Origin of the sequence: Streptomyces gardneri, assembly GCF_006539185.1 — a bacterium.
Lineage (GTDB): Bacteria > Actinomycetota > Actinomycetes > Streptomycetales > Streptomycetaceae > Streptomyces > Streptomyces gardneri.
The window spans coordinates 191847-212654 of record NZ_BJMN01000014.1 but is presented as its reverse complement, the minus strand read 5'-3'; the positions used below and the strand labels follow the sequence as shown (position 1 = coordinate 212654).

At 71.7% G+C, this 20808-nt stretch carries 19 protein-coding genes and 1 pseudogene; 8 read left to right on the top strand and 12 right to left on the bottom strand.

The window, feature by feature from the left end; genetic code table 11:
* Both SGA01_RS12905 and ureA read right to left on the bottom strand, forming a co-directional pair.
* Positions 1-203 (bottom strand): annotated as a pseudogene (locus SGA01_RS12905) (urease subunit alpha); the annotation flags it as partial.
* Positions 203-910, bottom strand: coding sequence for an urease subunit gamma (gene ureA, locus SGA01_RS12900; protein ID WP_141296658.1), 708 nt, complete (start codon positions 908-910; stop codon positions 203-205). The gene ureA and the pseudogene SGA01_RS12905, both read right to left, overlap by 1 nt.
* A 155-nt stretch (positions 911-1065) precedes the next feature.
* On the opposite strand from ureA, the gene SGA01_RS12895 reads away from it, so the two are divergent.
* Positions 1066-2487, top strand: a complete 1422-nt coding sequence (locus SGA01_RS12895) for a cytosine permease (RefSeq protein ID WP_141296657.1) — start codon at positions 1066-1068, stop codon at positions 2485-2487.
* A gap of 24 nt (positions 2488-2511) precedes the next feature.
* Here the strand turns inward: SGA01_RS12895 and SGA01_RS12890 are convergent, their stop codons facing one another.
* From SGA01_RS12890 to SGA01_RS12880, 4 genes are all read right to left on the bottom strand, one after another.
* A complete protein-coding gene (locus tag SGA01_RS12890) occupies positions 2512-3600 on the bottom strand; it encodes a branched-chain amino acid aminotransferase (RefSeq protein WP_141296656.1) in 1089 nt (362 codons plus the stop codon).
* Between the two features lie 259 nt (positions 3601-3859).
* Positions 3860-4900: a 3-isopropylmalate dehydrogenase gene (locus SGA01_RS12885; protein ID WP_141296655.1), complete on the bottom strand. Its 1041-nt coding sequence runs from the start codon at positions 4898-4900 to the stop codon at positions 3860-3862.
* Between the two features lie 126 nt (positions 4901-5026).
* A complete protein-coding gene (locus SGA01_RS41875) occupies positions 5027-5158 on the bottom strand; it encodes a hypothetical protein (RefSeq protein WP_255325181.1) in 132 nt (43 codons plus the stop codon).
* A gap of 263 nt (positions 5159-5421) precedes the next feature.
* Positions 5422-6306 carry a LysR family transcriptional regulator gene (locus tag SGA01_RS12880; protein WP_141296654.1) on the bottom strand — a complete coding sequence of 295 codons (885 nt, stop codon included), beginning with the start codon at positions 6304-6306 and terminating at the stop codon, positions 5422-5424.
* 101 nt (positions 6307-6407) lie between these two features.
* On the opposite strand from SGA01_RS12880, the gene SGA01_RS12875 reads away from it, so the two are divergent.
* The 3 genes from SGA01_RS12875 to SGA01_RS12865 are packed head-to-tail and all read left to right on the top strand — an operon-like array spanning position 6408 to position 8552.
* The gene (locus tag SGA01_RS12875; RefSeq protein WP_141296653.1) at positions 6408-7412 is read left to right on the top strand and encodes an MDR family NADP-dependent oxidoreductase; all 1005 of its coding nucleotides are present in this window, start codon (positions 6408-6410) and stop codon (positions 7410-7412) included.
* Between the two features lie 55 nt (positions 7413-7467).
* Positions 7468-7809 (top strand): PadR family transcriptional regulator, encoded by a 342-nt coding sequence (locus SGA01_RS12870; RefSeq protein WP_141296652.1) that lies wholly within the window; start codon positions 7468-7470, stop codon positions 7807-7809.
* On the top strand, positions 7806-8552 hold the full coding sequence (locus SGA01_RS12865) for a hypothetical protein (RefSeq protein ID WP_141296651.1): 747 nt from the start codon (positions 7806-7808) through the stop codon (positions 8550-8552). Before SGA01_RS12870 ends, SGA01_RS12865 begins: the two co-directional genes overlap by 4 nt.
* Before the next feature lie 12 nt (positions 8553-8564).
* Here SGA01_RS12865 and SGA01_RS12860 read toward each other — a convergent pair whose 3' ends face one another.
* A complete protein-coding gene (locus tag SGA01_RS12860) occupies positions 8565-9101 on the bottom strand; it encodes a GNAT family N-acetyltransferase (protein ID WP_141296650.1) in 537 nt (178 codons plus the stop codon).
* Positions 9102-9212: 111 nt separating this feature from the next.
* Between SGA01_RS12860 and SGA01_RS12855 the strand changes: the two genes are divergently transcribed.
* Positions 9213-10094, top strand: a complete 882-nt coding sequence (locus tag SGA01_RS12855) for an alpha/beta fold hydrolase (protein WP_174867296.1) — start codon at positions 9213-9215, stop codon at positions 10092-10094.
* A gap of 74 nt (positions 10095-10168) precedes the next feature.
* Here SGA01_RS12855 and pruA read toward each other — a convergent pair whose 3' ends face one another.
* Positions 10169-11800, bottom strand: a complete 1632-nt coding sequence (gene pruA, locus SGA01_RS12850) for an L-glutamate gamma-semialdehyde dehydrogenase (RefSeq protein ID WP_055641183.1) — start codon at positions 11798-11800, stop codon at positions 10169-10171.
* A 33-nt stretch (positions 11801-11833) separates the two neighbouring features.
* On the bottom strand, positions 11834-12760 hold the full coding sequence (locus SGA01_RS12845; RefSeq protein ID WP_055641184.1) for a proline dehydrogenase family protein: 927 nt from the start codon (positions 12758-12760) through the stop codon (positions 11834-11836).
* 184 nt (positions 12761-12944) lie between these two features.
* On the opposite strand from SGA01_RS12845, the gene SGA01_RS12840 reads away from it, so the two are divergent.
* Entirely contained in the window at positions 12945-14057 is a 1113-nt protein-coding gene (locus SGA01_RS12840) for a PucR family transcriptional regulator (RefSeq protein ID WP_141296649.1), read from the top strand.
* 19 nt (positions 14058-14076) lie between these two features.
* Here SGA01_RS12840 and SGA01_RS12835 read toward each other — a convergent pair whose 3' ends face one another.
* Positions 14077-17091 carry a CHAT domain-containing protein gene (locus SGA01_RS12835; protein ID WP_141296648.1) on the bottom strand — a complete coding sequence of 1005 codons (3015 nt, stop codon included), beginning with the start codon at positions 17089-17091 and terminating at the stop codon, positions 14077-14079.
* Between the two features lie 107 nt (positions 17092-17198).
* Between SGA01_RS12835 and SGA01_RS12830 the strand changes: the two genes are divergently transcribed.
* On the top strand, positions 17199-17549 hold the full coding sequence (locus SGA01_RS12830) for a hypothetical protein (protein WP_141296647.1): 351 nt from the start codon (positions 17199-17201) through the stop codon (positions 17547-17549).
* Positions 17546-18403 carry a hypothetical protein gene (locus tag SGA01_RS12825; RefSeq protein WP_141296646.1) on the top strand — a complete coding sequence of 286 codons (858 nt, stop codon included), beginning with the start codon at positions 17546-17548 and terminating at the stop codon, positions 18401-18403. Before SGA01_RS12830 ends, SGA01_RS12825 begins: the two co-directional genes overlap by 4 nt.
* Positions 18404-18450: 47 nt before the next feature.
* Here SGA01_RS12825 and SGA01_RS12820 read toward each other — a convergent pair whose 3' ends face one another.
* Together SGA01_RS12820 and serA are read right to left on the bottom strand one after the other, a co-directional pair.
* On the bottom strand, positions 18451-19032 hold the full coding sequence (locus SGA01_RS12820; protein ID WP_055641189.1) for a TetR/AcrR family transcriptional regulator: 582 nt from the start codon (positions 19030-19032) through the stop codon (positions 18451-18453).
* Positions 19033-19108: 76 nt separating this feature from the next.
* Positions 19109-20698, bottom strand: a complete 1590-nt coding sequence (serA, locus tag SGA01_RS12815) for a phosphoglycerate dehydrogenase (RefSeq protein WP_055641190.1) — start codon at positions 20696-20698, stop codon at positions 19109-19111.
* Positions 20699-20808: the final 110 nt, after the last annotated feature.

The following is a 20808-nucleotide window of genomic DNA, read 5'->3' as shown; positions in this document are numbered from 1 at the left end:
CTGATGACGACGTCACAGGTCTCGCGGACGGCGGCCGCCTTGAGGTGGAGGCCGTCGCGGGCGGTCTTGCCGAAGCCTGCGAGGAACTCGTCGCCGAGCTTCTGGGAGTCGGACTCGACGCGGACGACGAGCCCGGAGTCGCCCAGGACGACACGGTCGCCGGCGCGGGGGCCGTGCACGGAGGCGTACTCGTACGGGTCCATCAGCTCTCCACTCCCAGGTAGCCACAGGCCGCCGCGCGCCGCAGGGCCTCTTCCTTCGCGCCGGGCGCGTCCAGCGGCCCGTCCACCAGGCCCGCGAAGCCGATCGCGACGCGCGCGCCGCCGATCGGCGCGAGGCCGACCTCGGCCTCGCCGCCCGGGTCGAAGCGGAAGGAGGCGCCGGCCGGGATGGCGAGCCGCATGCCGTAGGCGGCGGCCCGGTCGAAGTCGAGGCGGGGGTTGGCCTCGAAGAAGTGGAAGTGGGAGGTGACGCTCACGGGCACGGTCGCCGTGTTCCGTACGCGGAGGGTGAGCGCGGGCGCGGGCTCCGGGTGCGCGGGGCCGGGCAGCAGGGCGCCCGGCGCCGCCTCGCCCAGCCTTCCTCCCCCTGCTTCGCGGGGGGACCCCCAGCCGATCGGGTCGGAGACGACCGCGAGGCGGGAGCCGTCGTCGAAGACGGCCTCGACATGGACCTCGGTGACCACGTCGGCGACGCCGGGGAGGACGTCGTCGGGGCCGAGGACGGAGCGGGCCTCGGCGATCGCCTCGGCGAGTCGCTTGCCGTCGCGGGCCGCCTCGCAGACCGTGTCCGCGATGAGCGCGGTCGCCTCGGGGACATTGAGCCGCAGGCCCCGGGCCCGGCGGGCCCGGGCGAGCTCGGCGGCGCCGAAGAGCAGCAGCCGGTCGCGTTCCGTGGGGGTCAGTCGCACGTCCGAAACACCTCCTGTTTGAGCGTCACTCTAAATGTTGAACAGCCCGCTGCCAAGCATTGACGTGGCCGACAGGCATGGGTCACATTGAGCGTCACTCTAAATGTCTGGACGAGCGAGCCGCTCTCGCCCCGCTCCCCTCCCCAGGAGTCCTCATGCCGATAGAACAGCGCGGAGTCGACACCGTCCCCGAGGCCGAACGCACCAGCGGCCCCCGCGATCTCGTGGCGATCCTGCTCGGCTCCAACCTCTGTCTGGGGGTGATCGTCTTCGGCTGGCTCCCGGTCTCGTTCGGCCTCGACCTCTGGGCCTCGGTCACCTCGGTCGTCGCCGGAACCGTCGTCGGCGTCGCCGTCACCGCCCCGCTCGCCCTGGTCTCCCTCCGCACCGCCACCAACCTCTCCACCTCCTCCGGCGCCTTCTTCGGCGTCCGCGGCCGGCTCGTGGGCTCCGTGGTCGGGCTGCTGCTGTCGCTCGGCTACACCGCGCTGACGCTGTGGATCGGCGGGGACGTCATGGTGGGGACGCTGGCCCGGCTGGTCGGCCTGCCGACCGGCGGCGCCTCGCACGCCGTCGTCTACGCCCTGCTCGCCGCCGCCACGGCCGTCGCCGCGGTCTACGGCTACCGGCTGCTGCTCAAGCTGAGCAAGGCGCTCGCGGTCGGCATGACCGTGCTCCTCGCGATCGGCCTGGTCGCGTACGCCGGGGACTTCACGACGGCCGCCGTACCGGAGACCCCGTACCTGCTCGGCTCGTTCTGGCCGACCTGGCTGCTCTCCGCCGTCGCCGCCGGGCTCAGCGGGCCCGTCGCCTTCATCACCCTGCTCGGCGACTACACCCGGTACGTCTCGCCCGTGCGGCACAGTGCGAAGAAGGTCTGGTACGCCACCTGCCTCGGCCTCCTCGTCGGCCTCCTGATCCCCCAGCTCTTCGGCACGGTCACCGCTCTCGCGTCCCGCGGCGGCCTCGACTACGCGGGGCCGCTCGTCGCCGCCTCCCCCGCCTGGTACCTGGTGCCGCTGCTCCTCGCGGCGACGGCCGGGTCCGTCGGCAACGCCGGGCTGATGCTGTACTCGATGGGGCTCGACCTCGACGCGATCCTGCCCCGCGCCACCCGGGCGCGCGCCACGCTCGTGGTCGCGGCGGTGGCGACGGCCTTCGTCTTCCTGGGCCACTTCGCCTCGGACGCCCAGACGGCGATGACCTCGTTCGTCCTGCTGCTCACCGCGATCGGCACGCCGTGGGCCGTGATCACCCTGATCGGGCACGCGCGCTGCGGCGGGTCGTACGACCCGGAGGCGCTCCAGGTCTACAACAACCGCTCGCGCGGCGGGATCTACTGGTTCTCGGCGGGCTGGCACCCGCGCGCCACCGCCTCCTGGGCGATCGGCGCGGCGGTCGGCCTGGCCGGGGTGTCGACACCGCTCTACGAGGCGCCGCTGCTCGCCCTGACGGGCGGGATCGACTGCAGCTTCGTGCTGTCGGGGGTGGCGGGCGGCGCGCTGTACGCCGTACTGACGCCGAAAAAGGCTCCCGGGACCGTGACGGCCCCGGAAGCCCTGGCTGCTACGGAGTAGCGACCGGCTGCTGCCGGGCGGCGACTAGCCGAGCTCGTGCATCCAGCCGTGGGCGTCCTCGGCCCGGCCGGTCTGGACGGCGAGCAGCGCGTCGCGCAGCTTCATCGTGACCTCGCCGGGCTCGCCGCCCGACTGCTGCCACTCGCCCCGCTCGGACTTGACCGTGCCGACCGGGGTGATGACGGCGGCGGTGCCGCAGGCGAAGACCTCGGTCAGGGTGCCGTCGGCGCTGTCGGCCTGCCACTGGTCGATGGAGACGCGGCCCTCTTCCGGCTTCAGACCGAGGTCCGCCGCCAGCTTGAGCAGCGAGTCACGGGTGATGCCGGCGAGGAGCGAACCGGTGAGGGTCGGGGTGATCAGCTTGTCGCCGTACACGAAGTACAGGTTCATGCCGCCGAGTTCCTCGACCCACTTGTGCTCCACGGCGTCGAGGTAGGCGACCTGGTCGCAGCCCTTCGCCGCCGCCTCGGCCTGCGCGAGCAGGGAGGCCGCGTAGTTGCCGCCGGTCTTGGCGTCGCCGACGCCGCCGGGGACGGCGCGGACGCGGTTCTCGGAGAGCCAGATGGAGACGGGCTTCACGCCACCGGGGAAGTACGGGCCGGCCGGGGAGGCGATGACCACGAAGAGGTACTCGTTGGCCGGGCGGACGCCCAGGCCGACCTCGGTCGCGATCATGAACGGGCGCAGGTAGAGCGAGGCCTCGCCGCCGTGCGCCGGAACCCATGCCTTGTCCTGCTTGACGAGCAGGTCACAGGCCTCGACGAAGGTCTCGACGGGCAGCTCCGGCATGGCCAGCCGGCGGGCCGAGGCCTGGAAACGGCGGGCGTTGGCGTCGGGGCGGAAGCTGGCGACCGAGCCGTCGGGGCGGCGGTAGGCCTTCAGGCCCTCGAAGATCTCCTGCGCGTAGTGCAGGACGTTGGTGGCCGGGTCCAGGTGCAGCGGGCCGTACGGCACGAGCTGGCCGTCGTGCCAGCCGCGGCCCTCGGTCCACCGGATGGTGACCATGTGGTCGGTGAAGTGGCGGCCGAATCCCGGGTTGGCCAGGATCGCCTCGCGCTCCGCGTCGGACAGAGGGCTGGAGGAGGGCTTGAGCTCGATCGTGGGCGTCGTCATGAGTGCGTGTCCTTCACCGGTTGTGTGTGTAGGACCGCGCACACGCCTCGGTCATCGACCGAGGCCCATGACTGCGTGGACGTCCGAGCATGCCCGTATGCCACGGCCCCACGTCCGATTATCGCTCGCGGGGACCGGTGCGGGAAACGGGTGAACGCGGTCCAGGGTTCGATGGTGGCACCCTGCGGCCGCACAGGTACAGCCGCCGGGTGCAGGTGCGACCCGGCGGCTGCTGTCAGATGTCAGTCGGCTGCGCGGGTCAGCTCGCTACTCGCGCGGCGAGCGCGTCGCCGACCTCGGCCGTCGTACGGACGGCGGTGCCCCGCTCGGTGAGGTCGGCCGAGACGGCCTCCTCGACCCGGACGGCCTCGGTCTCGTAGCCGAGGTGGCGCAGCAGGAGGGCGACGGAGAGGACGGTGGCCGTGGGGTCGGCCTTGCCCTGCCCCGCGATGTCCGGCGCGGAGCCGTGGACCGGCTCGAACATGGACGGGAACTCGCCGCTCGGGTTGATGTTGCCCGAGGCGGCGACGCCGATGCCGCCGGAGACGGCCGCGGCGAGGTCGGTGATGATGTCGCCGAAGAGGTTGTCGGTGACGATGACGTCGAAGCGGGCCGGGTCGGTGACGAGGAAGATCGTCGCGGCGTCGACGTGCAGGTAGTCGGTCGTGACCTCGGGGAACTCCCCGGCGACCTTGGTGAAGATGTTCGTCCAGAGGTGGCCGGCGAACGTCAGCACGTTGTTCTTGTGGACCAGCGTCAGCTTCTTGCGCGGACGGGCCTGGGCGCGGGCGAAGGCGTCCCGGACGACCCGCTCGACACCGAAGGCGGTGTTGACCGAGACCTCGGTGGCGACCTCGTGCGGGGTGCCCTTGCGGATGGTGCCGCCGTTGCCGGTGTACGGACCCTCGGTGCCCTCACGGACCACGACGAAGTCGATCTCGGGCTGGCCGGCGAGCGGGGTGGCGACGCCGGGGAGCAGCTTCGAGGGGCGCAGGTTGACGTGGTGGTCGAAGGCGAAGCGGAGCTTCAGCAGGAAGCCGCGCTCCAGGACTCCGGACGGCACCGACGGGTCGCCGATGGCGCCGAGCAGGATGGCGTCGTGCTTCTTGAGGGAGTCGAGATCGGCGTCGGTGAGGGTCTCACCGGTGGCGTGGTAGCGCTTGGCGCCGAAGTCGTACTCCTCGGTCTCCAGCTTCACGTCCTGGGGAAGGACGGCCGAGAGGACCTTGAGGCCTTCGGCCACGACCTCCTGGCCGATGCCGTCGCCGGGAATGACTGCGAGATTGATGCTGTGAGACATGTCGGCACCCTACTCTTCGTCCCATCGTCTGACACGTTACGTCCATCATGTGGACGAACGGACAGCCCGAACGGGCGACCGGAGGCCCGCGGGGTCCCGTTGCGGGGGACCCCTCGGACCTGCGGATCAGTGGCCGGTGGAGCCGCCGTTGTCACGGCGGTCGAGGGCGCGCTGGAGGGCTGCGGCGGCGTTCTGGCGGGCCTCGTCGCTGGAACGGGCGGCGGAGTGGCGGACGCGGCGGGCGGTCTGAGTTGCCATGAGGGATCGACTCCTTGAGATCAGTGATGATCCGAAGTTGCGGAGATCAGTGGTGATCGAAGGTGCCGGCAGGGGCGGGGAGCGCCGCCGCAGGGGTTGCCTGCACAGGGGCGTCGCGCTCTCGACCGCCATTCGCTGATGTAGCGAGACGTTCGGCTTCTACAAAGCTAGGGCAGAGTGCCGCATCTGTCTCCACAGTTACTCGGACTTCCTACTATCTGAGACGGCGCGGGACCGAGAGTCCCCCGGAGGTCTCCCGAGGGTCACCCCGCGGCGGCCCGCAGCTCCCGGATGAGCGCGCGCACGGCGAGCGAGGCGGCCAGCTCGGGGGTGGTGACGTAGCCCACCGAGCGCGTCGGCCGCTCCGGACCGAGATCGGTGATCTCGACGGAGGACGGTGCTCCGACCAGGGAGAGCTCCGGCATCACGGCCATCCCGTAACCGGTGCTCACCATCGAGAGCACCGCTCCGTCGTCCTCCGCCTCCACCGTCGCGGGCGGCAGCCACTCCTGCCCGGCCCACCATTCCCTGGTGTACGAGGTGCAGTTCTCGGTCCAGTCGACCAGCGGCAGCGTGCGCGGCGCCGGATGCCCTGCCGGGTGCACCAGCGCGTACCCCTCCTCAAGGAGGACGCCCCCGACAAGCTCCGGCGGCACGGGCGAGCTGGTCCCGATGGTTGCGATCCCCAGGTCCGCCCGCCCGTCGAGGACTTCACCGGCCGTGCCGCGCCCGACCTCCCGGACGATCCGCACCTCGGGCACGAGCTCCGGGTGTCGCGCCGTCAGCCGCCCGAGGACGCGCGGCAGCAGATGGAGCGCCGCGCTGCGGAAGGCCGCGATGCGCAGCGGCCCGGCGAGGATGTCGGGTTCGGCGCCGCTCCGCGCGCCGCGCACCTCGGCCGCCATCACGTCCAGGAGCCGGAGCACCCGCCGGGCGTGCGCGAGGGCCCGCTCGCCCGCCGCCGTCGCCGTGGCGCCGTTCCGCCCCCGCTCGAAGAGGACGGCCCCCAGCTTGCGTTCGCTGCCCCGCACCGAGTGCGAGACGGCCGACTGGGTCATGCCGAGGGCGACGGCCGCGGCGGAGAAGCCGCGCTCGCGGCCGACGGCCACCAGGACGCGCAGCTCGCGCGGGGCCAGGTCCTCGGTCATCACGGTTCCCACCTCGTCGTATGAGCGGCATTCATGGATGGGCCGCTTCCATCGACGCAACCCCCTGCCCGGGCCGCGGATTCCCTCCTACGGTCTGGCCCATGACGAACGACACCATGATCACCGTCCAGCAGACCGCCCGCCCCACCGGCTTCCCCGCCCCCGCCCACTTCGCCTTCGTCGAGTCCCCCGTCCCGGCGCCGGAGCCGGGCACCGCCCTCGTCGAGAACGTCCTGTGGTCCGTCGACCCGTACCACCGCGAGGCGATGGACTCGGACGAGATCTGGACCCTGAACTCCCCCATGGAGGGCCGCACGCTGGGCCGGGTGCTCGACTCCCGCGACCCGGCCCTGCGCCCCGGCGACCTCGTCCTGCACCGCAAGGGCTGGCGCACCCACGCCCTGGTCACGAAGGACGAGACGCGCCCGGTCCCGGACCTCGGCCCCGGCGTACCGCTCGCCGCCCATCTGAGCCTGCTCGGCGGTACCGGCCTGTCGGCCTATGTGGGCCTGACCCGGATCGCGCGGCTCCAGCCGGGCGAGGACCTCTTCGTCTCCGCGGCGGCGGGCGGGGTGGGCACGGCGGCGGGCCGGCTCGCCCGACTGCTGGGCGCGGGGCGGCTCGTGGGCAGCGCGGGTTCGGCGCGGAAGGTGGCGTACCTGACGGAGGAGGTGGGTTTTGACGCGGCCTTCGACTACCACGACGGACCGGTCGGCGAGCTCCTCGCGAAGGCGGCCCCGGCGGGGCTCGACGCGGTTCTGGACGGGGTGGGCGGCGAGCACCTGGAGGCCTCGATCGCCGCGCTGCGCCCGTTCGGCCGGATCGCCTGGGTCGGCGCGGTGGGCCAGTACCACTCGCTGTCCGCTCCCCCGCCGGCCCCGCGCAACCTCTTCGACGTGGTCGGCAAGAGCATCCGGCTCGAAGGCTTCCTCGTCCGCGACCACATGGACGCCCTGGAGGAGCTGTACGAGCTCGCCGTCCCCCACCTGCGCAGCGGGGCGCTGCCCCTGGACGTGACGGTGGTGGAGGGCTTCGGGCACATCGTCGAGGCCTTCCTGGGGATGCTGCGCGGCGAGAACCTCGGAAAGATGCTGGTCGCCGCATGAGACCGGCACCCCTATCTAGTTTGCATTCCTACCTAGCTGGTGCTCCAATACATCCATGGCCGCAGACCGCAGATCCAGCTGGCTCAAGGGAGTCCTCGACCTGCTCGTCCTCTCCCGCCTGACCGACGGCGAGAGCTACGGGTACGAGATCGCCAAGGCGCTCGCCGAGGCGGGACTCGGCGAGATCAAGGGCGGGACGCTCTATCCCGTGCTGAACCGCCTGGAGGACGCCGGTCTGGTGGAGGCCGAGTTCCGCGCCGCCGAGCGCGGGCCGGGCCGCCGCTACTACCGGCTCACCGAGCGGGGGCGCGAGCACCTCGCCACCGAGAGCCGCGACTGGCTGCGCTTCCACCGCGCCGTCGAGACCACGCTGCACCCAGGGGGAAGAACGACATGAGCACGACCACGGACTCCGAGCGGTACTTCACCGAGCTGGCCGCCGCCCTGCACACCGCGGGCGTGCCGGAGGACCAGATCACCGCCACGGTCGAGGACCTCCGCGGACACCTCGCCGAGACCGGGGCACACCCGGAGGAGGAGTTCGGCCCGGCCGCCGGCTTCGCCGCACAGCTCGGCGGGCTCGCCCCGCGGCCCGCCGAGCCGGACGAGCAGGCGGAGAACTGGACCTGGACGGCCGACATCTTCAACGACGTCCGCATGCTCGCCGTCCACGGCGACGAGGGCTGGGAGGTGGAGTCCCTGGACTCGCTCGGCCGGTTCGTCTGCCGCCGCTCCACGACCGCGGCGCTGCGGTGGGAGTACCGCCGCGAGGTCATCACCGGACGGCGCCGCACGAAGGTCCTGGCCGGGCTGGAGCCCGAGGGCTGGGAGCTGTGCGGCGAATGGCTGGTGTACGGCTACTTCAAGCGGCCGCGCGCGGCGACGGCGGGCCCGGAGGGCGCCCTGAAGACCCCGCCGGCCACCCCGCTCCGGACGCTGTTCCTGAGCCGCCGCGGCAAGCTGGCGCTCGCGGTGTGGCTCGTGGTGGTCAGCGCCGCGGCGGCGGCGTGCTTCATCGGGGCGCTCGGCACGGGCGGGCTCGCGATCACGATCGCCCTCGTCTCCATGTTCTCGTCCCTGTACACGTCCCACCTGGAGACGGCCAAGGGCCGCGAGGAGCAGCGCCACCCCAGGCCCTGACCCTCCCTCACCTCACATCACGTCGCCGTCGCGCCAGTCGAAGACGAGCGGGGCGGCGACGTCCGGCAGGGCCCGCCCGGCCGCCGGACGCAGGAAGACGGAGCCCTCCTCCTCCGCGAGCCGGACGATCCCCTCGGGAGCGAGGACCTCGATGCGCCCCTCCCAGACCCGCCAGCCACGCGCCCGGTAGAGCGCGGCCCCCTCGCCCGAGGCGCTGAGCGCCCCGAAGGCGTACGCGCCGTCGACGACCCGCTCAAGACCCTCCATCACCACCCCGCCGAGCCCCCGCCGCCGGAGGTCGCTACGGACGGCGACCCCCTCGACGTATCCGACGCGGTACGAACGCCCCTGGTGGAGCACCCGCCTCAGGACGACGGCGCCGTGGGCGGCGATGCCCCGCCCGTCCTCGATCCAGGCATGGACGCCGCCGAGCGTGTGGTCCCAGTCGTCCTCGCCGAAGTCGCCGTCGAAGGCGGAGTCCAGCATCTCGCGTACGGACCGGAGCCGACCGGCCCCGAGCTCATGGGTGGGCGCGATCCTCAAGGTCATGGGCTCACCCTCCCACAACCTCACCTAACCCCTTAAGAGCCATTGACAGGTTAGCCCGAGCCTGATTGAGTCAAGCCATAACCAGTCACGCACACATAAGGGGTTAGAGGGATGACCGTGCTGCCGATCCACCACCGCACCGCCACCGTCCGCGGCCACGAGATCGCCTACCGCGAGGCCGGCCCGGCCGACGCCCCCGTCCTGCTCCTGCTGCACGGCTTCCCCACCAGCTCGCACATGTTCCGCGACCTGATCCCGCTGCTCGCCGACGACTACCGACTGATCGCCCCCGACCACCTGGGCTTCGGCCGCAGCGCGGCCCCCTCCGCCGCCGACTTCGACTACACCTTCGACGAGCTGGCGGCGCTCACCGACGAGTTCACCCAGACCCTGGGCCTCGACCGGTACGCCCTCTACATCCAGGACTACGGCTCCCCCATCGGCCTGCGCCTCGCCCTCGCCCACCCCGAGCGCGTCACCGCGATCATCAGCCAGAACGGCAACGCCTACGAGGAGGGCCTCGGCGCCGAGGCCTGGGCCCCGGTCCTCGCTCTCATCGAGAACCGCACCCCCGAGACCGAGGAGCCGGTCCGCGGCATCCGCTCCCTCGACGGCATCAGGTGGCAGTACGAGACCGGCGTCCCCGCCGAGTACCGCGACCTGCTCAGCCCCGACGCCTGGCACCACGACGCCACCCTCATGGCCCGCGACGGCCAGGACGAGATCCAGCTCGGCCTGATCGCCGACTACGGCTCCAACTTCGCCCTCTACCCCGCCTTCCAGGAGTACTTCCGCACCTCCCGGGTCCCCCTCCTCGCCGTCTGGGGCGAGGGCGACCAGGTCTTCGTCCCGGCGGGCGCCGAAGCCTTCCGCCGCGACCTCCCGGACGCGGAGATCCACCTCCTCCCCACGGGCCACTTCGCCCTGGAGACCCACGCGCCGGCGATCGCGGAGCTCATCGGCGACTTCCTGAAGCGCCGCGCCGGGGAATGAGAACCGCCCCCGTCCTCAGTTGGGGGACCGAGGAGGGGGGCGGTGTCAGGGGGCCTCTACGAGGCGGGCGGGCGTCAGCCCATGTGCGGGTAGCCGTACTCGGTCGGCGGAACCAGCGTCTCCTTGATGGCGCGGGTCAGCGTCCAGCGCATCAGGTTCTGCGGAGCGCCGGCCTTGTCGTTCGTACCCGAGGCGCGGCCGCCGCCGAAGGGCTGCTGGCCGACGACGGCGCCGGTCGACTTGTCGTTGATGTAGAAGTTGCCCGCGGCGAAGCGGAGCTTCTCCATCGTGTACGCGGCGGCCGCGCGGTCGCCGGAGATGACCGAGCCGGTGAGGGCGTAGTCCGAGACCGACTCCATCTGGGTCAGCATCGCGTCGTACTGGTCGTCCTCGTACACGTGGATCGCGAGGATCGGGCCGAAGTACTCGGCCTTGAAGACCTCGTTCTCCGGGTCGGTGCACGCGATGACGGTCGGGCGGACGAAGTAGCCCACCGAGTCGTCGTAGGTGCCACCGGCGACGATCGTGCAGGTCGGGTCGGCCGCGGCACGGTCGATCGCGGCCTTGTTCTTGGCGAACGAGCGCTCGTCGATGACGGCGCCGATGAAGTTCGACAGGTCGGTGACGTCACCCATGGTGATGCCGTCGACCTCGGCCGCGAACTCCTCCTTGAAGCCGTCGTTCCAGATGGAGGCCGGGACGTACGCACGCGAGGACGCGGAGCACTTCTGGCCCTGGAACTCGAAGGAGCCACGGGTCAGCGCGGTCTTCAGGATGGCGCGGTCGGCGCTCGGGTGCGCGACGACGAAGTCCTTGCCACCGGTCTCGCCGACGATCCGCGGGTACGAGCGGTACTTCTCGATGTTCGTACCGACCGTCTTCCACAGGTGCTGGAAGGTCTTGGTCGAACCGGTGAAGTGGATACCGGCCAGGTCGGGGTGGTTCAGGGCCACCTCGGAGACGGCGATGCCGTCGCCGGTCACCAGGTTGATGACGCCCTTCGGCAGGCCGGCCTCCTCCAGGAGCTCCATGAGGAGCACGGCGGAGTGCGTCTGCGTCGGGGACGGCTTCCAGACCACCACGTTGCCCATGAGGGCGGGGGCGGTGGGCAGGTTGCCCGCGATGGCCGTGAAGTTGAACGGCGTGATCGCGTAGACGAAGCCCTCCAGCGGGCGGTGGTCCAGACGGTTCCACACACCCGGGGAGTTGGCCGGCGGCTGCTCGGCCAGGATCTGGCGGGCGTACGCCACGTTGAAGCGCCAGAAGTCGACGAGCTCGCACGGGGTGTCGATCTCGGCCTGCTGGGCGGTCTTCGACTGGCCGAGCATCGTGGACGCGGCCAGCGTCTCGCGCCACGGGCCGGCGAGCAGCTCGGCGGCGCGCAGGATGATCGCGGCGCGGTCGTCGAAGGCCATCGCGCGCCAGGCCGGAGCCGCGGCGAGGGCGGCGTCGACGGCGTCCTGGGCGTCCTGCGTGGTGGCGCCGCGGAAGGTACCGATGACGGCCTTGTGGTTGTGCGGCTGGACGACCTTGAACTCCTCGCCGCCGCCGAGGCGCTTCACGCCGCCGATGGTCATCGGCAGCTCGCGCGGGTTCTCGGCCAGCTCCTTGAGCTTGACCTCGAGACGGAGGCGCTCCGGGGAACCGGGGGCGTAGCTGTGCACCGGCTCGTTGACCGGAGCGGGGACCTGGGTGACAGCGTCCATGAGTCGCAGTACTCCTTGTGAGAGGTGGGGGGCTCAGCCCTTGGTGAGGATGGAGCGGACGAAGAACAGCAGGTTGGCCGGCTTCTCCGCGAGACGGCGCATGAAGTAGCCGTACCAGTCGGTGCCGTAGGCGGTGTAGACGCGCATGCGGTGGCCCTCGGCGGCGAGGCGGTTCTGCTCCTCGCTGCGGATGCCGTACAGCATCTGGAACTCGTACTCGTCCAGCTTGCGCCCGGCGCGGCGGGCCAGCTCCTGGCCGATGGAGATCAGGCGCGGGTCGTGGGAGCCGATCATCGGGTAGCCCTCGCCGTCCATCAGGATCTTCATGATCCGGACGTACGCCTTGTCGATCTCGGGCTTGTCCTGGATGGCGACGGAGGCGGGCTCCTTGTAGGCGCCCTTCACGATCCGGACGCGGGAGCCGTTCTCGGCGAGGCGGCGGGCGTCGTCCTCGGTGCGGAAGAGGTACGCCTGGATGACGCAGCCGGTCTGCGGGAAGTCCTTCCGCAGCTCCTCGTGGATGGCGAACATCGAGTCGAGGGTGGTGTGGTCCTCGGCGTCCAGGGTGACCGTGGTGCCGATCTCGGCGGCGGCCTCGACGACCGGGCGGACGTTCGCGAGAGCGAGCTCGTGGCCGTTCTCCAGCGACTGGCCGAACATCGACAGCTTGACGGACATCTCGGCGCGGGCACCGAGGCCCAGCTCCTTGAGGCGGCCGATGAGCTCCAGGTAGGCGTCCCGGGCGGCGTACGACTGCTCGACGGTGGTGATGTCCTCACCGACGACGTCGAGGGTGACCTCCAGGCCGCGGTCGGTCAGCTCCTGGACGATCGGGACGACGTCGCCGACCGTCTCACCGGCGATGAAGCGGGCGACGACCTGCTTGGTCCCGGGGGCGGCCGACACGAGACGGCGCATCTTGTCGCTGCGCGACGCAGCAAGGATCACGGGACCCAGCACGGGGCACCTCCAGAAGGACAGGGTGACGAAGGGTGCTCTACCCGATCTTTCGTAAGAAAACGGGAACAGCACGGAGAACCACCGTGAAACCTATGGATCGCTCCGATCCTCTGCCATCGACAGCTGTCACGCATCCGTGCGCGGCATCTCATACACATGTCTGAAGGGGTGCGAGAATGGCGCTGTGAAGGGCGATTACCAAGAACTGGTCGACGAGATCTCCGCACTCCTCGCCACCCCGGCGACACTGGAGAACCGCGACTTCGGGCTGATCGCCTTCGGGGCGCACGACAGCGAAGACGACACCGCCATGGACCCCGTCCGGACGCGGTCGATCCTGACCCGGAAGTCGACCCCGGCGGTCCGCGCCTGGTTCGAGGGCTTCGGCATCACCCGGGCGACGGCCCCGGTCCACATCCCGGCCGCCCCGGACGCCGGGGTGTTCCGGGACCGGATCTGTCTTCCCGTACGCCATCGGGGCGTCGTCCTCGGATACGTCTGGCTGCTGGACGCCGAGCCCGGCCCCACGCCCTCCCAGCTGACGGCCGCGATGGAGGTCGCCACCCGGATCGGCGAGCTCCTCGCCGACGAGGAGCGCGCGGACGCCGACCTCTCCCGCGAGTTCGTCGCGGTCCTGACCGCCGGGCGCGGCTGGCAGAGCGACATGGCCGTCGCCGCGCTCCGGGCGGCCCTGGGCCCCAGCGCGGACGGGCTGCACACCGTCGTCTGCGTGACCCCCTGGCAGGGCGAGGCCCCCTCGATCCGGGCGGTGCCCGGCGCGGCGGCGGTCGCCACCCTCCCCGAGGCCGAGTCCCTCGCCGTGCTCGTACGGCTGCGCACGGCGGAGGACCTCTCCCCCGCCCACACGGCCGCGGAGCGGCTGCGCGGCGCCACGCCGGCCGGCATCGCGAGCCCCCGCCGGGGCCTCGCGGAGCTCCCGGCCGCCTGGCGCGAAGCCAGCACGGCGGCCCGCGCCGCCACGGCCCAGCCGACGCTCGGTCCGGTCGCGGAGTGGGCCGGGATCGGACCGTACCGCCTGCTCGCGGCGCTCTACCACCCCGAGATCGACCCCGCCGTCGCACCGCTGCTCACCCCCGCCCACAGCGAACTGGCCCGCACCGCCGAGGTGTTCCTCGACAACGCGGGCCAGGCAGGGCGCACGGCGGCGGCCCTGGGCATCCACCGGCAGACCCTCTACTACCGGCTGTCCCGGGTCGAACAGCTCACGGGCCTGGATCTGGACGACGGCGAGGACCGCCTCCTGCTCCACATGTCGCTGAAGTCGGCCCGGCTCTGACCGGCTCTCCCCACGTCGGTCACGGCCCCACGTGGACGTACGCCGCCCAGCTCGCCACGGCGTTCGGCTTCTGTGCCCGCACCGCGCGCAGCGCCTCGTGCAGAGCGGCCCCGGGGTCGGGGACGCTCTGCCGGGACAGGTGCTCGTACACGAGGTCCGCGACTTCCGGCGCGAGGACGTCGTCGATGGACCACTGCGTGCCGACGACATCCCGGAAACCCGCCACCTGGACGGCGGCGGCGAAGCTGATCGCCTCGTCCGCCAGGACGAACCCGCCGCGTGACGTCTCACAGGCGGAGAGGTACGCGAACTCCGCGTACGGCAGCCGGAGGTTCACGATGTCCCGCAGCGTCAGCGGACCGTCGTGCAGGATCAGCGCGCCGCGCGAGGGCTGCGCGACGTCCTGCGTGCCGTGACAGGCGAAGTGAACCCAGGAGCAGTCGGCGAGCGCCTCGAGGACCGTCGGGGCGGTCGCGGCGGGGCCGGTGAGGAGCCGGGCGTCCGGGCGGCGCCCGCGCAGGTCCCGGGCCTCGTCCGCGGCGGCCGGGAGGTCCCGGAAGTCCGGGGTGGAGGGCATGGAGACGATGAGGCCCCGGCCGTCCGCGTCAGCCGACAGCCGGGGCCGGTCACGGGCGTGGAGCAGGGCCCGCAGCGTCGGGGTGTACGAGGAGACGACCCGGTCGGACACCGTTACACCACCGTCGGGGAGGTCGCGCCCGGCGGCGTGCAACGGGAACTGCGAGAAGATCCCGGTGGGGCACCACCACACGCGGGGCGGATCTCCGTCCGGGCCGATCGACTCCGTACGGCCCAGGGCCCCCAGCACCGGCTCGGCCACGGTGCCCCACAGCCACTCCAGGGTGTCCAGGACTGTACTGCGCGCCTTGAACGGTGAATGACCGGGATCGAGGGCCACGGCGAGGGTGACGGCCCGTCCCGCCAGTTCCTCGGCGCTCGTTTCCAGCGGGAGCGCCTCCACCCCGTCCTCGGCGAGGAGGAGGACGAAGCAGCCGTACGTGCTCGCGACGGGCAGCACCACGGGCCCGCGTGCGGCGGCGGCGCGCAGGGCATCGAAGGACGGTGACCGCAGGAAGTCCTCGAGTCCGCTCAGGGCACGAATCTCCTTGAGGACCTCCTCCCGCTGCCGGGCCAGGGCGGCGCGGCTCTCGTCGGCCTGCCGGTGGTCCTGCGGCTCCCATCCCGCCGTGCGGGACGGGCTGTCGGGCAGCCGCTCCAGCTCGCCGAGGACCTGTTCGAGCCGGTCGGCGAGTTCGCCCGCCAGGGCACGCAGCTGCCAGTGGTCGGTGCGAGTCTCCAGGGCTTGGGCGATCAGGATGCCGCGGCCCTGTTCGAGCAGTTCCACCGCTCGCTCCGGCTTTCCGTCTCGTACGGCGCAGGTCGCCGCGTTCGCGGCCAGGCTGGGGAACTCGGCGATCAGGCGTTCCCGGTCGGCGCGGCCCAGCCCGCGCCAGGCGGTCAGTTCGAGCTGCTCCAGGGCGAGGGCGTAGGAGCCGGTGGCGCCGGCGAAGTCCTGGGCATCGGCGAGGATGTCGCCCGCCGCCGAGGCCGCCCGCGCCCGGGTCCGGGCCGACGCGGAGAGGACGGCGGCCGCCCCGCGCAGAGCTCGGACGGCGCCGTCGCGGTCGGCGGGCTTCCCGCCGGTCGTGAACCGGTCCCGCAGGATGGCCCCTAGTCCGGTGAGGACATCCGCACAGTCCGGATGCCCCTCGGGAAGCAGCGTGTATGCCTCGTGGAGCGCGGCCACGGCCATGTCGAGCAGCCCACCGGACCCCGGGAAGCGATCGGCGAAGGCCTTCAGGGACTGGGCGAACCCCATCAGCATCATCGGCCGGCGGTAGTGACCGACCGCACTGGCCTCGACCGCCGACACGCCCGCCTCGGCGGCGGCGACCAGGTCGAGCGGTTCGTTCGTCAGTCGGTAGCGGGCCTGGTACGCGGAGGTCAGGCTGTTCAGGCAACCGGGCCGGTCGGGGTGACCGTCGGGGAGCAGGGACAGGGCATCGTCGAGCAGGCCGATCGCCAGGTCGTACCGGTCGGCTTCCGCCGTGATCTTGCCGGGGTGGCCAAGAATGAGGTCCGTCAGGTTCACCAGGCGGCTCGGCAGATCGGGATGGTCACGAGGAGTGATGCCCACGGCCTCGAACTGCGCCTGGAGCGCCTCGGTGGCCGCGTCGAACCGGCCGATGGCCTGGTGCTGCGCGGTCAGGGCGGCGGTGAGGTTGGTCAGGACGGCGGCGCGGAGCGTGTCGTCGCCGGGGGATTCGTACGCGCCCTCGCGCAGTACCCGGACCGCTTCGTCGAGCCAGTCGAGGACCCCTGTGAGCTGGAACATCCGGATCGCGATGTGCCCGAGCCCCGAACAGAACTTGAGGCGGCACGGGTCGCCCTCCGGAATCAGGTCTTCGGCCGCGCGCGTGACGATGAGGGCGCGCTCCAGGTCGTCCTCCTCATCCATGAACTCGTATCTGCGGGTGAGGATGTTCCCGAGCGTGACGAGGGCCTCCGCCTTCACCACGTCCTCCCGCGGGTTCGCGCGCGCCGTGAGCAGGCACAGCTCGGCGGCGTCGTCGAGAAGTCGCGTATCCCCCTTCGTCTCCGCCTCCTTGAGCAGGTTGATGCCGAGCTGTGTGTACGCCGACAGTGGGTTGTCGGTCCGCATGTCGGCCACGGGGTCTCCGGTCTGCACGTAGACGCTCATCACGACCTCGGGGACGAGGTGCGGCGCCACCTGACACACCATCTTGTAGAGGAACGTGGCGCGCGTCGCGTCCTCTCGCGAGATGTCCTCCTCGAAGTACTCGCAGCGGTGCCAGTGGAAGCCCGCCAGCAGGAGTGCGACGTTGAACATCCGTGCGCCCTCGGCCGCCTCGGCCGGGGCGTACCAGTCGACCGAGTAGTACAGCCGGTCCGCGAGCTGCTGCGCCTCCGGTTCCCGTAAGAGCTCCGGGTCGCCACTGGAGTAGAAGGTGGCGAGCCGTTGTTCCAGCCCCAAAGCGAGATCTCTGATACTCACGACGCCCCCCGGCTGTTGATGGACCCAGACGAACCCAGACGAATCCACGACTCTCCCGAATGAACGATGAGACTATTCCGTGAAAGTCGGGTGAGGGGGAGGAACGGGTGGAAATCACCGCCGAGGACGCTCACGAGCTGGCGCGGTTCTGCGCAGAGCTGACGGAAGCGCGCACACTCGCGAGAAACATGGGCCGGTCGGCCGAACTGGAGCGGCTCCTGGTCGAGTTGAGGGAGGGAACCCGGCCTGCGGCCGCCGTGACGCAGTCGGTCCGCACCCTCCTGGACCTGCCGTCGCGGCCTCGGGGGTACGCCTCGTTCCCCGGCCAGGAGTCCGCGCCGCGACCGGCCGGCTCCTACATCTGCCCGGGCGGGCGGTGCTCTCGCAGCGAGCACCGCACACCGGGCGCCCCGCTGCACGAGTGCGCCGTGCTCGGCGAACCGTTGATGTTCGGATGAACACCCTCCTTTCCGCGCTGGGCAAGAGCCTGGCGGAACGCTGGGTGCAACTCCTCGCCCTGCCGGGCGCGCTGTTCGCCGCGCTCGCCGCGGCGGCGTCCGTGCTCGGCCACCGCCACGCCCTCGACTGGCGGCTGTTGAGCAGCTCCGCCGAGGACCTGGCGGCCGGCTACGACCGGCGCCCCGTATCGGCACTGCTCCTCGCGGCGGCGCTTCTGCTGATCGGGGCGGCGGTCGGACTGCTCGCGCGCGGGCTCGGCTCCCTGGTCGAGAAGGTCTGGCTGGCCTCCGGCCCGCGGTGGCTGGTCGGCGGGCTCGTCCGGCGACGCCGGCACCGGTGGAACACCGAGGAGGACGCCGTCGCGACCGGCCCCGCGGCCGCCAAGGCCTCCCACGTCGAGGCCCGTAACGCCATCGCGCTCACCGAGCCGGCCAGGCCCGCCTGGATCGGCGACCGGCTGCGCTCCGTGGGGGTCCGGGTCCAGGGCCAGTACGGTCTCGACTTCGCGTTCACCTGGCCGCGGCTGTGGATCGTGCTGCCGGAACCCTGCCGGGACGATCTGATCACGGCGCGGGCGGCACTGACGAGCGCCTCGACGCAGAGCGGCTGGGGCCTGCTCTATCTCTGCCTGGGTGCCCAGTGGTGGCCGGCGGCCCTGGCCGGTGTCGTCCTGTTGCTGCTCGGCCGGCGGCGCGGCCGGGACGCCGCGGGGAACCTCGCGGACCTCACGGAGTCGGCGGTCGACGTGTACGCCGTCGACCTGGCCCGGGCCCTGGGAGAGGACCCACCGTCGGGCCACGTCCCCCCGGCCCTGGGCCGCCAACTGAGCGAGCGCTTCCGCAAGGGGGCGTGAGGCCCGACGCCGACGGGCGGCAGCACTTCACTCGGCCCGACGGTACGTCAGTCCCGCTCCCCCATCAGGACCTTGAGCCCCTCCGTGAGGTCCTCCGCGCTCGGCGCGGTCTCCGGGTCGACCATCCACTGGATCATCACACCGGTCGCGAGGGCCTGGCAGAGCAGCCCCGCCACCCGGGCCTTCTCCGGGTCCGCCTCCGGGTCGATGCCGAGGAAGCCCTCGGCCATGCCGAGGCGCCCCTCACGCTGGGGCTCCTTGATCGCGTCGCGGAGCTTCTCGTCGTCGTCGAGCCGGGTGACGATCTCGGTCTGGAGCTTCCAGACGGGCCGGCTGGGCCCGGCCGCGGCGATGACCTGCTCCCAGACGGCGTGGAAGCGCTGATACGGGTCGGCCGGCAGCTCCCGCTTCTCCTCGCCGCTGCCCGCGGGGCCGACCTGCTGGCCCCACTCCTCGGTGAGGGCGAGGAAGGCCTGCTGGAGCAGGGCGTCCTTGGAGCCGTAGTGGTAGCCGATGGAGGCGAGATTGGTGCCCGAGGCGGCGACGATGTCGCGGGCCGTGGTGCGCCCGTACCCCTTCTCCAGGAGGCAGCGCTTCGCGCCTTCGAGCAGGTCTTCCTTGTGTCCCATGACAGCACTGTACCCGGCCGCTAGACAATCGTGTAAGACGAATGTCTAGCGACCGGGCACATCCCTGCGAGCAGGGTCAGATCAGGTTGACCGAGCGGGCCGATGCGGCGCCGATCTCCTCGGCGATCTCCGCCAGGACGGTCGTCGGCACCGTGTCGTCCACGGTGAGCACGACGAGCGCCTCGCCGCCCTCCTCCGCGCGGGAGACCTGCATGCCCGCGATGTTCAGACCGGCCTCGCCGAGGATCCGGCCGACCGTGCCGACGACGCCCGGGCGGTCCTCGTAGCGCAGCACGACCATGTGGTCGGCGAACGCCAGGTCCACGTCGTAGTCGCCGACCGCGACGAGCTTCTGGAGGTGCTTGGGGCCGGCCAGCGTGCCGGAGACCGCGACCTCCTCGCCGTTGGCGAGGGTGCCGCGCACGGTGACGACGTTGCGGTGGTCGGGCGACTCGGAGCTCGTCGTCAGACGGACCTCGACACCGCGCTCCTGCGCGAACAGCGGGGCGTTGACGTACGACACGGTCTCGTCGACCACGTCCTCGAACACACCCTTGAGCGCGGAGAGTTCGAGCACCTTCACATCGTGCTGGGTGATCTCGCCGTAGACCTCGACGTCGAGACGGGCCGCGACCTCGCCCGCGAGGGCGGTGAAGATCCGGCCGAGCTTCTCGGCGAGCGGCAGACCCGGCTTCACGTCCTCGGCGATGACGCCGCCCTGGACGTTGACCGCGTCCGGGACCAGCTCGCCCGCGAGCGCCAGGCGCACCGAGCGGGCGACGGCGATGCCGGCCTTCTCCTGGGCCTCGTCCGTGGAGGCGCCGAGGTGCGGGGTGCACACGACCTGGTCGAGCTCGAAGAGCGGGGAGTCCGTGCAGGGCTCCTTCGCGTACACGTCGAGGCCCGCGCCGGCGACCCGGCCCTCCTTGAGGGCGGTGTACAGCGCCGCCTCGTCCACGATCCCGCCGCGCGCGGCGTTCACGATCCGGACCGCGGGCTTGACCTTGTGCAGCGCCTCGTCACCGATGAGACCGATGGTCTCCGGGGTCTTCGGCAGGTGGACGGTGATGAAGTCCGCGACCTCCAGGAGCTCGTCCAGGGCCAGCAGCTTCACCCCCATCTGGGCGGCGCGGGCCGGCTGCACGTAGGGGTCGTACGCGACGATCTTCATGCCGAAGGCGGACATGCGCTGGGCGACCAGGACGCCGATGCGGCCGAGGCCGACGACACCGAGGGTCTTCTCGCTCAGCTCGACGCCGGTGTACTTGTTGCGCTTCCACTCGCCGTTCTTCAGCGCGGTGTTGGCCTGCGGGATGTTGCGCGCGGTGGCGACGAGCAGACCGCAGGCGAGCTCGGCGGCGGTGACGATGTTCGAGGTCGGGGCGTTGACGACCATGACGCCGGCCTTGGTGGCGGCGGAGACGTCGACGTTGTCCAGACCGACACCGGCACGGGCGACGACCCGCAGCTTGTTCGCGGCGGCGAGGGCCTCGGCGTCGACCTTGGTCGCGGAACGGACCAGGATCGCGTCCACGTCCGCGATGGCGGGGATCAGCTCGGCGCGGTCCGCGCCGTTGCAGTGCCGGATCTCGAAGTCCGGGCCCAGCGCGTCGACGGTGGCGGGCGACAGCTCTTCAGCGATGAGTACGACAGGTTTCGAGCTCACGTGAGTCCTCACAGATCCAGTGCGGACGGCCGTCCCGACGGCCGCAGGCGGTGGAGGGGGCTTGCCGCGTGAAAGCGCACGACGCTGTGGGCCTGACGCGTATGTTGTTG